Here is a 15,920-nt window from a genome sequence, read left to right as displayed (position 1 = left end):
AAATAATTGTACCTCCCCCTCTAACTTTAACCAACAGGAGTGATTCTCATTGAAATTCGCAAATGTATCCGTTAAGAAGGACGCCTTTGAGAACGCTTTGGAACATATAATCAGGGAACTTCCCCAATCCATCCAATGGTCGAATGACGGCCATTGGATTTGTTTTAGACCAGAGGATTTGAAACTTCCTTCACAAGGCTGGAAAATACATCTATCTGTGGTTCCTGGAGAAGGAGCTGAACTGTTACGCCGCATTACACCTGTTTTGACGGAGCACGGTGTACAGTGGAAGGTTGTGAACAGTGGATTGAAATTGATTGAAACTTCTAACGGATCGATCCCCCTGCCTCAAACGGGTAAATGTGTCACGATCTATGCAGCAAACGAGAAACAGTTTCTGCACCTGCTTGAGGATATGCATGTATGCACCATCGGGTTCGATGGCCCGGCTATTCCTACAGATCGGTCATACCGCGGGAGCGCATGCGTATTTTATCGTTATGGTGCGTTCACAGACCGATTCTATTATGACCGATATTCGGCAGCAAAAGTGCATGCGATCCAGAATATTGAGGGAAATCTGGAGGAGGATCGCCGTGTACCTGGCAGGTATAAGCCGGAATGGGTCAACGAGCCGGAGGAACTACTTCACATCCAGGCCACCAAGAAGGATATTTCTTCTTCCAACGTATCCAGTCCTAATAACAATGAGTTTGGAATACGAAATATTCGTGTGAAGCGTGTGCTCAAGAAGTCTGGCAAGGGAGGCGTATTTCTTATTTCCTGTACGCAGCATGCACAAGCCGTTATGAAAGAAGCGGTCCATCGCATGCGTGTCGATAGAGCAGGACGCTCTGCCCACGACTATGTAGAAAATGAATATCATGTACTTGAATTATTGAAGGAAACGGGCTATACACCCCAGCCACTTGATTTGTTTAATTATGAGAAAAATCGGTATCTGATTCTGGAGTATTTTGATAGCATCAGCTTGCGCGAGTATATTCATCGCAGACATGTTGCTGCAGATTATACATGGACGGAGATGGCTCGGATCTGCCAGGATATTCTGGATATGGTTGAGACCTGTCATCGTAAGGGAGTCATTATTAATGATTTAACACCTAACAATATTGTCGTAATGCCGGATGGTAATGTACGTCTAATTGACCTCGAATTGGCTTACTTACGAAATGACGAGAGGGAGACCAAGCCATTGACTGGGCATACGCCTGGATATGTGTCTCGTGGACGGGAACACAGTCAGAGATCAAGCTTCCAGGATGATATCTATTCACTCGGGGCTGTTTTCTATTATATGGCATCATCTGTGGACCCCTATTTCAAATATCAGACGGACTACCTCAAATGTGGTCAGGCTTTGTTGAAAGGTCTGGTTAATATGGAAGAACTGCGTTCCCTGGGTAATCTTTCTGTACGGATCATGACTGGTGTTTATGAGCAGTTGGCAGATATTCGCAACGATTTGGATGCAATTTCAAAAGAGCCGATGAATGAATGGCAAGGATCATCTCTGCCATTGAACAACGAACTAACTGGAGCCGAGGTATTGCGTCAGGCACAAAGGATGGCCGATTGGCTTTATACATCGCTTGATTTTGATAATAGGCAAGAACTTTATCCGGAAAACAGCATGAGCCGGATGTTTCATCCGGCAAATTTTAACTTTGGATGGACAGGCATGGTCTACGGCTTTAACCAGCTTGGTCATATTACACAACTTATTCAGTATCATCAGTATGCCCGAGAAGTTATGGAATGGATTTTGGTTCATCACCCATACATTCCGGACGAGACACCGACCGGATTATACTTTGGGTATGGGGCAGTTCCGTGGAGATTGGCTGAGACTGCAGAGGCGTTAAATGATTCTTCATTGCTTGATCTGGCGGAGAATCTGGCATTACAGCTAACTCAGAATGGACCGACCCAAACCAATATCAGTCATGGAGCTGCAGGTCTGGGATTAATGTTATTGGAGATTTATCGCATTGGGGGCCGCGCGGAACTACTTGAACGAGCTGAGTTATTGGCTGCTTATATATTGAATCAGGAAGAACGGAACGAGGATGGACTGAGTATGTGGAAAGTGAAAGAGCAGCCAAGTAAGAAAAATGGTGGGCATTATTCCCTGGGATTTTCTCACGGCATCGCGGGGATTGGTTATTTTCTACTCGCAATTGCAGATCAAACCAATAAGGAAGTCTATTTATCAGCAGTGAAACGAATTGTCTATACATTGGATCGTACCAGTCATACCGGTCAGAATGGCCAGAAGATGTGGCCTGCAACATCTGAAAAACCGGATACGCTCTGGGTACACTGGTGTAATGGTTCGGCTGGCATCGGGCGTTTTCTTCTGGCAGCTGCTGATGTGTTGGGTGATCCGGTGTCTGCGAGGCTTGGCAGAGAAGCTGCAGATGCGGTGGAACAGACCACGATCTTTGCTTCCTTCGGGCAATGTCATGGGTTAGCTGGCAACGGTGATCTGCTGCTTTTGGCGGAGCGTTGTCATCCTGGCCGGTATGCGGCCAGACTGGAACAATATGCACAGACGCTGTTGGCGATGAGAAGTGACGAGCACGACATGTGGATGTGGCCACTGGAAGATATGGAATCATTCTCACCGGATTATATGACAGGATATATGGGCGTATACTCCTTTCTGCTTCGTCTTTATTACCCTTCAGTGTGTGCAGAACCGTTGGTATATTCAGGTTTTAACCCTGTCAAGGAGGCGATGAATTATGATATTAACAGCTATATCTGATGTTCTTCCTCAATTTCGGCATGAACAGGGCGAGTACGGGCATCGTTATTATGCAGCAGCCCCAGATTACTGCGAAACCGGATCTTCATTAATGATCATTGATCACGGACAAAGGCAGTATACACTCGATTTATGGAGTGATGCAGGTTCCATGACGTATTGGAAGGATCGGATTCAACCCATACTTGAGTCACTCGAATGGGATGCTCTATATGCAACGTTTCCTGTCTCATTTCCATGGGAAAAACTTGGATTACGGGTGGATGTTCTTGCGCATAGGCATCGATTTATCGGTAAGTTGAAGGATATCCCGGCTTCTGATATTCCTGATGATGCTGCAACATGGATTTCTACACTGGGACAGGCGGAGGGGGTAGCGCAGATTCTTTTGGAAAGCGATCCCTCCTGTCCCGGCTTGGAAGCTGCACGTCAGGCAGTCAAAGATATCTATAGAGGAGCATATGGAACTTTGCTGAAGGGGTCCGGATTGGTTGAATTAGAGGGGCAACAGATGGGAGCTTGCTTACTCAGTGATGAGTTCGGATCTGTATTGATTGCTCATATATGCACAGTACCTAATGTGAAACGTAAGGGCTGGGCGCGCTGGCTTGCTGCTTACGGTCTTCAACGATGTATAACAGAACAATATGAAACGGTAAAAGCTTCGCTCGATGCGAACAATATCGGCAGTTATCGATTAATGGCTTCACTGAATTTGCAGCAGATTCCCGAGCCTGCACAGGTATGCCGGATTACGAAAGAGCGTGATTGCTCATGATCCCTGTATTACTTGAGAGTACGCAATATCGTGATCTGCGAAGCAATTGGCTTCGTTCGAGTCATGAGCCTGGGCTGTTTGTCGCTCAAGGGGAGCCGGACGCAGTGAAGCATGAGGTCCAAAAGCTGCACACTCACTGGCAGGATCAGGCTATTGTAATATCGGTGGATCATCCGTATTATTCTCTTCCCATCATCTATCAGCTAAATGCAATTCAGCCTTCCGGCGATCTTGTGGCCTGCAAAAACGCCTTATTAAGATTCAAAACAGCGGGCTGGGCTCCGGGTCATAGGAAATGGGTATTGGTGGAGGTAGCGTCCCATTTACATGCATCTGATCTCGGGGCTATCCACCATCTTCTGTATCGTCAGAAACTAAGAGGGGTCAGTGTACTGGTATTTTTCCACCGATATCCTTCCAAAATGCCGACACGCGGTGAGATGCACTGGCTTCCAATTTCGCTTGTCAGAGAAACACCGGACCATACCCGAAGTTCATTGGATAAACATCTTGCCATGGCGAGAAAAAAAGGCGGACAAGAGAAAACATTGGCGCTCTACAACAGGATGGCCTGGATTTTGTTGTCCAAGTCGGATGATCCGGTCCGGTATAAGGCTTGTTTGCATTTTTTTAAACAGAATACATTATTTCAACGTTTGTCAGCGGCTCAGCAAGCGGTTTTATGGTTCGAATTGGCACAGCTGCTAACCAAAAAAGGCAGGGATTATTCGGGAGCACGATACTGTTATTCAGAAGCTCGAAAGCTGCTCTCACATAAGGAATTAACCGAGTCTTTCCGGGTTGGGAAATGCTGTGCGCTGGATAATGGTGAAGCATTGATTGAACTGCAGGAAGGCAATGCTGATCGTGCAATTGAGCTGGAACGGCAGGCCAGTCGGCGTATTCAGTTGCTTCCTGATGGTCCTGAGCAGCGTACTTTTCAGATTCAGACTGCGTTAAATATTGCAGGGTTGCAGCTTAGATCAGGCCAATGGGCTGAGGCTCATACAACTCTGCTGGCAGCGGAGAAACTGTGCACTGAGCAGTATGTCGATTGGCTCAGTCCCATACTCGATTTAAGAATGGAAATACATCGGCAGTGTGGTGAAGAAGAGAAGGAGTACCAACTGCTGATTCGGTTGCTTCGATTAAAGACTGCCTCCGTCAATGCCAAGCGGCTCCGTCGTGCGGTGGAGATTGCTGGAGAACAAGTACGCCGAGGGTCAACCGACCTGGCTACCGAGGTTTATCACCTATTAATGATGTCCCTTCCTGCTGCCAATCTGCCACAAATTGAGAAGATCCAGCAGGCCATAAGAGAGCTTGAAACAGATGTCTCACCTGAAACTTCTGTCCTGGATCAATACATCAACAGATTACGTAGCCAGTTGGAGGAGTGGGAGCAACTGAAGCTCTGGAATGAGAGGAGGGAATCCAGTTGCGTCGTACCTTCCTGACTCGAATGAGCATTAATCGGGAGCGGACTGGAATGCTGTTGTCCTATGATAATGGTCATACAGAATGGTGCACACTTGATGAGACAGGTCAGACAAAAGACAGGCATTGGCTGTATGAACATACGTCAGATTCAATGGATCGGACGGAGCATATTCAGTTTATTGCACCTAATCAGGTTCTGATAATCACTCAAGGAGATGCCGGGAAACGGCTGCATCTGTATGAAATGCAAGCTCAAGTGAAGCTTGTCCATACCTGTGCGCTGCAATTACCTTTTGCTGTTCTACAGGCGGCTTGGCAAGACGAAAAGTTGCAGTTGCTTTTTGCCATCCGAAATAAAGGGGGTTCTGTTCGATTAGGGCTTTACGATACGAAACGAGATGAGGCTAGATGGATTACAGCTAATCTGAATCATCCGCAATTGGCTTTCTGGTCGGGAATTGAACAGGAAATCGGTCTGAATGTTGATGGACAGGGGAGAGTGTATTCATACAGGGACAAAGTCGTTCAAAGTGCAGAATGGATGTATACGGCATATCCGTATCCAGTCATGGACAAACAGGGGGATATCATTGCGGTATCCATCCCTTCAGAGCAGGGATTCAAACCGGGATGGCTGAAACAGGGTGAGGATGTTGTGCACGAATTGTTCCCACAGTGTGAAGCGTTCTCTGAACTGGCAAGGGTACAGATTGATCTAGATACACAGAAAATTCTGTGTGAAGGTATAACTTGTGGCAGATGGCATTATGTGCAATATGCATTACAGGAGAAAAAGGAAGTATTTCAGCTGCGAGATTATCCAGGGACGCTGACACAGGCTGTTCTCAGCAGGGACAAGCAGGGGCTGGTGGGCAAATACGAGACTATCGCGACAGCTCCGAGACCAGGTCTATTTCGTTTTCAAGATCAAACCAACGCCATTCCTTGGGTTCAAGGGCAGCAGGAAGTTATAACTAACGGTCGCAACGGTGGAGAACTGAAGGTGGAATACGGGGAAGCCTCCTATCGGTCCGAGATCATTCCCTATCTGGATATCCATCCAAAAGGTGCTGTACAGGCCGTCATTTACCTGCACGGAGGCCCACATAACTGTCTGTTCGACAGTTATAGTCCAGTAATGAAGAGGTTATCCGAGGCTGGTGTACGGGTGATCGGGCTCAACTATCCGGGTAGCTCCGGCTTTACTGGTGGATACAGGAGTCGTAATGAGAACGATTGGGGCGGTGTGGACGCAGATGTGGTCCGGTTTATTCGGGAACAGGTCTTATCCTCCTATTCAGACGTAGCTCTGTATGGCGTCAGTTATGGCGCCTATCTTGCATTGCTGGCTGCGGGCAGAGACCCAGTACTGTGGAGTGCTGTGGTAGCGTGTGCCCCCTTTACGGATTTGGGCAAGCTGTATACAGGAGGAGGGGCAAAGCTCAGATCTTTTTTGCAAAAAGAGATCGGTGAACTTCTTGAGGATGAATCCGCGCTGAGGACCCGAAGCCCAGTAGCCTACGCTTCTGCGCTAAGCGGAAGTGATATCTTGTTTATTCATGGGCAAGCAGATCAACTTTGTCCGGTGGAGCAGACGGAACAAATCTATCAGGAAATATTGAAATACAAGCTGGCTCTGGACGAACCCTCAGGCAGACTGGAACTTCATATCATTAAAGACTTAGAGCATGAAATTTATTCGGAACGGTTCTGGGCCCAGAAAGCAGTCGATTTTTTAACCTTTACCAAGGTGGGACAGGCAAAATAGAGGTAAGCTGCCAAAGCCGCTTTGCGGCTTTTTTGGCATGGGTTGGGGTGTCTTTTCGAACGGAAAAGGGAGTTGTGATTCTTTGTTTTAATAACGAATGTACCCGGGAATGGGGAGATGAGCTAGACTCATGGTTTACAAGAGAGTGAAGACGGTTTAAGATGGCGTGAGCCGTTTAAGGTATATAACAATGGGATTAAGTATTAAAATAACGGTAAGTTGACAAGATGATATCTACTGAAAAGAGGGATTTGATATGAAAGTTGCCATTTTTGGAGCAACCGGAGCGATTGGAAAGACGATACTGTGGGAGTTGATGGACCGCGGACATGAGGTAACGGCGATTGTTCGTGATCCTTCGAAGGTTGAGATGGAGCATGAACGTTTGCGTGTGGTAGAGGGGGATTTGCTTAACCCGGACCAGGTTGCCGATTTTACAGCCGGACAGGAAGCTGTTGTGAGTGCCTATGGACCGAAGTTTGGTGCGGAGGAAGAGATGCTGGAAGTTACACGTTCATTAATTGAGGGTGTTCGCCGTGCAAAAGCAGGACGTTTGGTTGTCGTTGGCGGAGCAGGAAGCTTACTTACGGATTCTGGAGAAATGCTGATGGACACACCAGGATTCCCTGAGGAGGTTAAACCATTGGCGAAAGCTCATGTTGATGCGTATAACCTGATCGAGGCATCGGATATCCACTGGACTTACATGAGTCCTGCCGCTACGATCACAACAGGAAGACGGACAGGCCTGTTCCGGGTTGGCATGAATCGTGTGATTACCGATGATCTGGGTGAGAGTTCGATTTCCGTTGGTGATTTTGCAGCCGCTTTGGTGGATGAACTGGATGATCCGCAATTTATTCAATCCCGGTTTACGGTGGGCTATTAATCGTTATTTGTTTAAACCAGATCGATGAAACGGAAACTCAATAGTTAAGGCTTGCTAGGCAGAAATATTTCGAAAAGGGTTGTCACCGGGGAGGGATGAACGTTGTTTATCGTAACCGCTGAACAGATGAGAGCTGTGGATGAGCATACGATTCAGACGCTTGGCATTCCTGCTGCCAGTCTGATGGAGAACGCAGGCAGAGCCATCGCCGAGGAGGTTATCCGGCTGTGCCGGGAAGGCGATGTTGACCATCGTTCGGAGCAGAATGCCTGCTGGAACGATGTAAACGGGAAGTGGGCGCACACCGGGCCCGGTGATCGGCCTGCTCATGGTGGCGACATCATCGCCGATCCGGCGCTCGTGATGGAGCAGCCCGGCGATCAGCAGTGGTACATGCTGATCGGCAAGGGTAATAATGGCGGCGACGGGCTGGTTGCGGCGCGCCATTTGGTTGAAGCTGGGCTCGGCGTGACTTTAGTCTACGCCGATGCGCCTGATGCATTGCGGGGCGAAGCCGCAGTGCAGCGGGATGCCGCCGCGCAGCTCGGCATCCCTGCTCTGGTCCACGGGCGCGAAGCCGTGGACTTCAGCCGGTGCACAGGCATCGTAGATGCGCTGTTGGGCACCGGCTCGCGTGGGGCGCCGCGCGGAGCATATGCGGCGCTGATCGCAGCGGCGAACGACAGCGGCAAGCTGGTCGTGTCCGCCGATGTGCCAAGCGGGCTGAATGCCGACACCGGGGAGGTATATGAGCCCTGCATTCAGGCCAGGGTAACTGTATGTCTCGCGCTGCTTAAGTGCGGACTCGTGCAGTACCCGGGTGCCTCTGCCGCGGGGCGCATCGTGGTGCGCTCCATCGGCATTCCCGCGCGGCTTGCGCCGCAGCATGGCCCCTCGGTCCGTCTGCTGACGGAAGAGGTGCTGCGCAGTGCGCTGCGCGTGGACACGGGCCGCCTCCGGGCACCGGACGGCCACAAGGGCACTTACGGCCATGTGCTGCTGGCCGCAGGAAGTCTGCCGATGAGCGGCGCAGGCCTGCTCTCGGCCAAGGCTGCGCTGCGCGCTGGCTGCGGGCTCGCCACATGGGCGCTGCCCGCGGCACTGCTGCCGCATGTCATCGGCACCGTGCCCGAGCTCATGCTCGCTGCCGCCGCAGATGGCGACAGCGGCGAATGGAACGCGGCTTCCGCGGACGCCGTGCTGCGTCTCGCGGAAAGCCGCGACGTGCTCGCGACCGGCCCGGGCCTCGGCCGCTTCAAGGACGACACAGACTGGCTGCGCCGTCTGTGGCAACATTCGGATCGCCCGCTCGTCATCGACGCGGACGCCCTCAACATGCTGGCAGACGCTGGCCCAACAGGGCCCCGCGACTGGGGCAAACGAAGTGCGGCGACTATCCTGACGCCGCACCCGGGGGAGATGGGCCGACTGCTGGGCATGTCGACCCCCGAAGTGCAGCGTGACCGAATCGGACACGCTGTACGGTACGCCCGCGAGCAGGGCGTGACCCTGGTGCTCAAGGGAGCACGAACGGTCATCGCAACGCCATCCGGCGAGGCGTATATCAACACCACCGGGCACGCCGGCATGGCAACCGGAGGTGCCGGAGACGTATTGACCGGCATTATCGCCGGTCTGCTCGCCCAAGGGCTCAGCGCGGAGCAGGCTGCCTCCTTTGGCGTGTTTCTACACGGCCGGGCAGGGGAGAGAGCCGCGCTGCTGCGTGGTGATCCGGCATCCCTGCTCGCCGGGGATATCGTGGATGCACTATAAATCTTGAGCATGATTGGTGCCGCACTCTTGGTGCATTCGTTACTGCATAAGCTGCATTTACACCGCGCTTTGAGCTCGTGTGACAGGTGCAGTTAGAGAGTGCATGTCCTTCATATGCTGCTTGTCTCTGCACACAGCATAATGATATAAACCATTCATAACATTAAGAAAGGGATGTCCCGCAAGTCATCAACATGACGTGGACATCCCTTTTTAGTGTGAATACCGTTTAACGAACCGAGCACACGCTATGAGCTGCATTTTCCAATGATCTGCGTTTTAACGAATCACAGCGACGTTATTTTCACTGATCGGCAGGCTCTGGCCCAAGTCTGTACCAGTATAACGAGAATAACGTGGCTGAAGTTCGTTAACCTGTACATTCGATCCAAATCCCCCAATTAAGGTGTGGTCGATTCATTAGAATTGATTAGCGATTCGAGACGAGAAGGGAAGTCTCTTCCAGCCTTCGGTACAATCGCTTCTCTTCTTTCTTTCTTTCTTTCATCCTGACTCCACTACAACCGGAACCGTAAAAGCTCCTGATGCATCTCTGCACTGATATCCCGCAGGGTTTTCACCTTAGTGCTTGCTTCGGCGAACGAACGTTGCTGCTCGGCCGTTGAAGCTGTAATTTCCTCACTGCTTGCAGCCGATTGTTCCGTTATGGCACTTATATTTTCAATCGCCTGCTGAACCTGTGCGCTAAGTTCACTGGACTGCTGCATGTCTTCCGTAAGCTGATTAATACTTGTGCTGATCCGCTCTACACTGTGACGAATTCCGGAGAAGGATTCGCCGGTTTTTCCGGTGGCCTGCTCCTGTTCTGCAAAGAGCTGGATGCTCTGTGTCACAGAGTTTTTCACTTTGCCCATAGCTGCTGTGATTTCGCCGACAGCCGCAAAGATATGCTGTACCGATTGCTCAGATTGCTCAGCCAGTTTCTTCACTTCCCCCGCGACGACAGCAAAACCGCGTCCCGCTTCACCAGCACGTGCCGCTTCGATGGAAGCGTTCAGAGACAGAAGGGTTGTCTGTGTAGCAATGCTTGATACATAGCCGGTCATCGTTGCGATCCGGGAGGCGCTCTCCTCCAGTTCCTGGACAGTCTTCTCTACCTCAGACATGGCAATCCGGTTTACTTCAGCCAGTCGAAGCTGTTCCTGTACGGCAATATGTCCCTCCTGAACGGAACTCAAAACTTCGTTACCATAGATGGCCGATTGTGAAGTCGCCTGTAGATTGCTTTCAAACATATGCTGCATCTTGTCCACGACCATGACCGTGTCACTTAGATCCTCAGCAATTTTCTGACTGCCAATCGACAGTTCTTCGGTTGTTCTAGATACTTGCTGAACAATGGCCTGCACGGTATCATTGCCGCGGTCAATGTCCTGCGCCATCCCATCAACACGGTTTCCTGCGGCACCAATGGATTGAATGATACCGCGTATGTTCCCCGTCATAAGACGGAAGGAGCGGTTTAAGTCATCCAGTTCATCTTTGCCACGTGTCTCCGTAAGCTGCTGCGTAAGATTGCCGTTTGCAATCTGTCCTGCAGCTTCCTTCAAGGTGCGAATGCGCCCCGCCAATTGTCGTGAAGTGTACATGTTGAACAGCAGGACAGCGACCAGCAGGACGATGGCTCCGACGAGAGCAATCTGCCAGGTTCGCTGGATGTCTTGTTCAAGATCTACTGTGTATTGGTCATATCGATCCCGGGTCACCTCATCCAGCATATAGATATCATTTTGTATGCCTTTGACCCGTGAGCTGAAACGTTTGGCGTCCGAACTGTTCATGGCTGTGATGGCTTCGGTGGCGCCCGTGTCAAGAGCCGTCAATTTGGTTTGGATCGATTGGATCAGGCGAAGCTGTTCATCCGTTTCCAACAAACCTTCTGTGAGCTGCTTTACCATGGTTTTACCTTCATTCAGCAAGCGTGCTACATTATCCTGATTGCCAGCTGTCATGGAGAACGAGTACACATCGAGCGCCTGTTCGGTCTGTATCTGGTTAGCGTTCAGCTCCGTGACCTTCAGCATGGCAGGCACCAGATTTTGATTTTTGGCATTCATGTTTAGCAATTGAATGATGATATAGGCTACTAGCAAAAGGCATAACAGTAACGATACGATGGCGTTCAATATCAGCTTTCCCTGCAATTTCATAAGCGTGCCTCCATATTAGCAATTGGTTTATTGATCTAGGGTAATTTTGGTTTTGCCGGAAGCGATCTGTGCTTTCAAATCTTCGAATGTTTGCTGTTGTTCGTCCGTGAGTGTGATGTTATGTAGGGCGGTTAAACCTACGCCGTTTTCTGCCAGACCATAGAACATTTCTTTTTCGGGAAATGAATGCTGGTTCTGAATGAACGTATTAATGGCGTTATGAAGAGAGACATCTACATTTTTGAGCATGGAAGTGAGTACTGCTTTTTCTGCTAAAAAGAACTGATCCTGGTCCACGCCAATGGCGTATTTACCCAATCGCTGAATCTCTGAAAGTGAGCCTATACCGGTAAGTCCGGCAGCAACATAAATCACGTCAACTCGTTGTTCTTGAATCATCTGTGCTGCGAGCTTACCTCCAAGATCAGGATTGCCGAAATCCCCGGCGTACATGACATGCACTGCGGCATCGGGATTAGCGGCCTTTACACCTTGCTCAAAACCTTGCTGGAAATCGTGAAGCACCGGAATATCCATTCCACCCAAGAAGCCTACATGGTCTTCATTTGTTGCAAAGCCAGCAATGATACCTGCAAGATAGCTGCCTTCTTCTGCTTTGAAGGACATGGAGGTCACATTGGGGAGATCGGAATGCCCGTCAATGATGAGAAAACGCTGATCGGGATATTTTTGAGCAACCTTCTCCAAATCGGCTTTTATCGTGTCGCTTAGACCAATAATCAGATCAACCTTATCCTTCGCAAATTGCTCAAAGGCTGCCTCGGATGTCAGATCCTTTCCCGGTTCCTTGTAATCAAACACAATACTGTTCTCGTTTCTTGCCTGTACCAATCCTTCAAAAGATGCGTCACTGAAGGAATGATCACCCAGGCCGACATCTGTAAGAACGATTCCGACTTTGGTTCGCTGATCTGCGGGGGACACCTTATCGGTTGCCGAGCATGCTCCCAGGACCATAATAACCAGAACCATCATCATGGTGAACCAGAATTTGATTTTCCCTTGTGTTTTCATGTGCGTATGCCCTCTTTTCTATAAGATGGAGATGACGTGTGAGGTGAGCAATTCCTCTATATGTATATCGGACGGGAGCAGAGTCTCTGTAATGGGAAGGATGAAAATTTACGGAAAATCTATGAAAATAAAATGAAAACTATGAATTATACATGGGATTTACATTTGAAGAGACATGAATTCTATACAGAACCTGTAATACGTCTTGCTGGTCAACGGGGAAAAAAGATAAAAAAAGCAAAGAAGAGACCGATCAGATCTCTTCCTTGCCTCTTTCCTGAAACCAAACGAATGATGAATGACTACATATCATGAATCAAAAAATTCATATATATGAACGGTTTTCCCTGTTCCCCTTAGCATATGCAATACGCCTGAGCGTTACGTTCCCGCTCTCATTCAGCTGCACTTGCAGCCTATTACCACGCTGCTACCGAGCCATCGGCCCGGCTTTCCGTACCGCCGCACAATACGCTGTCGTCCGGGTTGCGCCAGATGATCTGGCCGCGACCAAACATCGACGGATCGAGGGCGACTTGTATATCATGCCCTTTGCGGGCAAGTGCCTGTGCAATATGCTGAGGGAATCCGGGCTCAACCAGGATCGTTTTGCCTTTGGTCCACTGCCAGCGCGGAGAATCGAGCGCAGCCTGTGGGTTGAGGTGGAAGTCCACCGTATTCATGACGATCTGCACATGACCCTGGGGCTGCATGAAACCGCCCATGACCCCGAATGGTCCGATCGCTTCCTCGCCGCGTGTCAGAAAGCCCGGGATGATCGTATGATATGTCCGTTTGCCCGGCGCTAGCGCGTTGGCGTGATCGGGATCAAGTGAGAAATTATGTCCCCGGTTTTGCAGGGCAATGCCTGTGCCTGGCACAACTAGTCCGGAGCCGAAGCCCATATAATTGCTCTGGATGAAGGAAACCATGTTGCCCTTACCATCTGCCGTTGCAAGATACACCGTTCCGCTTGCCTTTGGATCGCCTGCTTCAGGTGGAAGTGCCATATCACCAATGAGTTTGCGCCGTTCGTCTGCATACGCTTCGGATAATAATTCCTGCACGGTTACGCCCATCTTGCGTTCCTCGGTAATGTATTTCTCCCCATCGGCAAACGCCAGCTTCATGGCTTCCAGCTGCCTGTGGTATGCCAGGACGGATTCCTTTTCTTCAAAATCAAAGCCCTTTAGCAGATTGAGCGCTGCCAGAGCAATCAGCCCCTGACCGTTCGGTGGGATCTCCCACACGTCATATCCGCGATAGGAGACCGAGATCGGATCAACCCATTCAGGCTGAAATGCAGCCAGATCTTCTTTGGTGAGGTAACCTCCGTGTTCTGCCATAAAAGAGTGAATACGCTCCGCGAGTTCACCTTCATAGAAGTCTCGCGACTCGCTCTCGCCAATCCGGCGCAGTGTTGCCGCATGATCCGGCGAACGCCACATCTCGCCCACGGCGGGAACACGCCCGCCTGGGGCAAACGTCTCAAACCACGCCCGCCCGGCTTCCGCATCGCCTTGGCGTGCATAGATGTCGGCTGCCCGTGCCCAATGGCGGGCCAGCCCCGGCGCAAGCGGGTAACCTTCTTCCGCGTAGCGGACAGCCGGTTCCAGCGCTTCCGCCAGCGTGAGCCGCCCGAATCGGCGGCTCAGCTCAGCCCAACCAGCCGGTGCGCCAGGCACCGTCACCGGGATGACCCCAAGCTTCGGCATCTCCGAATAGCCTGCCGCCTTGAGCGCCTCAATCGATATACTCTGAGGCGCAGGCCCGCTGGCATTCAGGCCATGCAGCTTGCCCTCGGTCCAGACGAGGGCAAAGGCATCGCCCCCAATGCCATTGGACGTTGGCTCCAGCACGGTGAGCGCAGCAGCGGTGGCGATCGCGGCATCAATGGCGTTGCCGCCCTTTTTTAACACGTCCAGACCGGCTTGTGCAGCCAACGGCTGTGAAGTGGCGACCATACCTTGTTTGGCATAAACGGGCACACGGTAAGACGGATACGGTTGGTAGAGTGGATCGTAGTTCATCAGGTTGTTCAGCTCCTTGTCGCAAGATGTCAGGTTCCGGCTCGCCGGATCATTTACTCCTAACCCTCTTCGGAACAGATGACGTGTTCTCCTGCTGCCAACGCGAAATCCAACCTGACATGGCTCGTGAACGGGGATGATACAGTTGAATTCATATCAGTGCAATTATATTTTTTTCAAAGATTTGAGGTGTTCTCCAGATGACTAGGTTGTTACCATGTCGCCGCCATTGACATGAATGCACTCACCAGTGACATAGGAGGAGTCGCGAGATGCAAGATAGACGTAGGCAGCCGCAAGTTCATAAGGTTGGCCTGCCCGGCCCATCGGCGTCTCGGTTCCAAATACCTGTACATCTTCAGCGGAGAAGCTGGATGGAATGAGTGGTGTCCAGATGGGTCCCGGAGCCACGCAATTCACCCGGATTCCTTCCGATGCGAGCGATTTGGCGAGTACACGAGTCAGGGAGACGACAGCCCCTTTGCTGGATGAGTAATCGATCAGCTGCACTTCACCTTTATAGGCCGTAATGGAAGCTGTATTGATGATGGATGCTCCTTTGCACAGATGCGGGAGAGCCGCCTGAATAAGAAAGAAATAGGCAAACACATTCGTTTGGAACGTATGGTACAGCTGTTCTTCCGTAATATCGACAATGCTCGGCTGTACGTACTGCACGCCATGATTGTTAACAAGGACATCGATCTTTCCGAAGGTTTCCATGGTCGTACGGATGACAGCCTCGCAGTTTTTCTTCAACCGCAGATCAATCTCGATTAACAGACACCGTTGTCCCAGCTCTTCAATGCGTTCACGTGTCCTTTCGGCGTCGGTCCGTTCATATAAATAAGCGATGGTGATATCTGCACCTTCCTTGGCAAAAGCAATAGCTGCTGCTCTGCCGATTCCACTGTCACCACCGGTTATAATCGCAACCTTGCCTTCCAGCTTGCAGCTGCCAATATAAGCAGGATCTTCGCTGATCGGTTCAGGCACCATCAGGGTTTCCAGACCTGGCTGCAGGTCCTGATGCTGGGGCGGGAAAGCCAACTTTTGTGGCTTGCACACCGTTTTCTCACCGTAAAAAGGATAGACAGGATTCATTCGGTTTACATCCTCCTCGCACGTTCGTTCATACGTCTAAACTATGCATTCGCCCAGAAGAAGGTGCGGCAGGAGCAAGAAGGGCATTTGTTTTTGGCGCAAAATATACCATAATAAGGGTGTAGTTATTGCAGCAGTTCA

General features: G+C 50.5%; 10 protein-coding genes. 6 read left to right on the top strand and 4 right to left on the bottom strand.

What is annotated here, in order from left to right:
• Window positions 1-49: 49 nt before the first annotated feature.
• From HW560_RS02765 to HW560_RS02740, 6 genes are all read left to right on the top strand, one after another.
• Complete coding sequence (locus HW560_RS02765; protein ID WP_090904170.1) at window positions 50-2,791, top strand: class III lanthionine synthetase LanKC N-terminal domain-containing protein; 2,742 nt, start codon at window positions 50-52, stop codon at window positions 2,789-2,791.
• Window positions 2,769-3,569: a hypothetical protein gene (locus tag HW560_RS02760; RefSeq protein ID WP_179261944.1), complete on the top strand. Its 801-nt coding sequence runs from the start codon at window positions 2,769-2,771 to the stop codon at window positions 3,567-3,569. The genes HW560_RS02765 and HW560_RS02760 overlap by 23 nt, the downstream gene beginning before the upstream one ends.
• The gene (locus HW560_RS02755) at window positions 3,566-5,026 is read left to right on the top strand and encodes a hypothetical protein (protein WP_179261942.1); all 1,461 of its coding nucleotides are present in this window, start codon (window positions 3,566-3,568) and stop codon (window positions 5,024-5,026) included. The genes HW560_RS02760 and HW560_RS02755 overlap by 4 nt, the downstream gene beginning before the upstream one ends.
• Window positions 5,008-6,777, top strand: coding sequence for an alpha/beta hydrolase family protein (locus tag HW560_RS02750; RefSeq protein ID WP_090904173.1), 1,770 nt, complete (start codon window positions 5,008-5,010; stop codon window positions 6,775-6,777). Before HW560_RS02755 ends, HW560_RS02750 begins: the two co-directional genes overlap by 19 nt.
• 256 nt (window positions 6,778-7,033) lie before the next feature.
• The gene (locus HW560_RS02745) at window positions 7,034-7,666 is read left to right on the top strand and encodes an NAD(P)-dependent oxidoreductase (RefSeq protein WP_090904174.1); all 633 of its coding nucleotides are present in this window, start codon (window positions 7,034-7,036) and stop codon (window positions 7,664-7,666) included.
• A 102-nt stretch (window positions 7,667-7,768) separates the two neighbouring features.
• The gene (locus HW560_RS02740; protein WP_179261940.1) at window positions 7,769-9,439 is read left to right on the top strand and encodes an NAD(P)H-hydrate dehydratase; all 1,671 of its coding nucleotides are present in this window, start codon (window positions 7,769-7,771) and stop codon (window positions 9,437-9,439) included.
• 518 nt (window positions 9,440-9,957) lie between these two features.
• On the opposite strand, the gene HW560_RS02735 is transcribed toward HW560_RS02740, so the two are convergent.
• The 4 genes from HW560_RS02735 to HW560_RS02720 form a co-directional block, all read right to left on the bottom strand.
• Entirely contained in the window at window positions 9,958-11,610 is a 1,653-nt protein-coding gene (locus tag HW560_RS02735) for a methyl-accepting chemotaxis protein (protein ID WP_090904176.1), read from the bottom strand.
• Between the two features lie 27 nt (window positions 11,611-11,637).
• Window positions 11,638-12,645, bottom strand: a complete 1,008-nt coding sequence (locus HW560_RS02730) for a BMP family lipoprotein (RefSeq protein ID WP_179261938.1) — start codon at window positions 12,643-12,645, stop codon at window positions 11,638-11,640.
• A gap of 419 nt (window positions 12,646-13,064) precedes the next feature.
• Complete coding sequence (locus tag HW560_RS02725; RefSeq protein WP_179261936.1) at window positions 13,065-14,675, bottom strand: gamma-glutamyltransferase family protein; 1,611 nt, start codon at window positions 14,673-14,675, stop codon at window positions 13,065-13,067.
• 204 nt (window positions 14,676-14,879) lie between these two features.
• Window positions 14,880-15,779 (bottom strand): glucose 1-dehydrogenase, encoded by a 900-nt coding sequence (locus HW560_RS02720; RefSeq protein WP_090904180.1) that lies wholly within the window; start codon window positions 15,777-15,779, stop codon window positions 14,880-14,882.
• Window positions 15,780-15,920: the final 141 nt, after the last annotated feature.

The organism is Paenibacillus sp. E222 (assembly GCF_013401555.1).
Taxonomy (GTDB): domain Bacteria; phylum Bacillota; class Bacilli; order Paenibacillales; family Paenibacillaceae; genus Paenibacillus.
The sequence above is the reverse complement of the archived record's forward strand: the minus strand, read 5'-3'. Positions and strand labels throughout refer to the sequence as shown.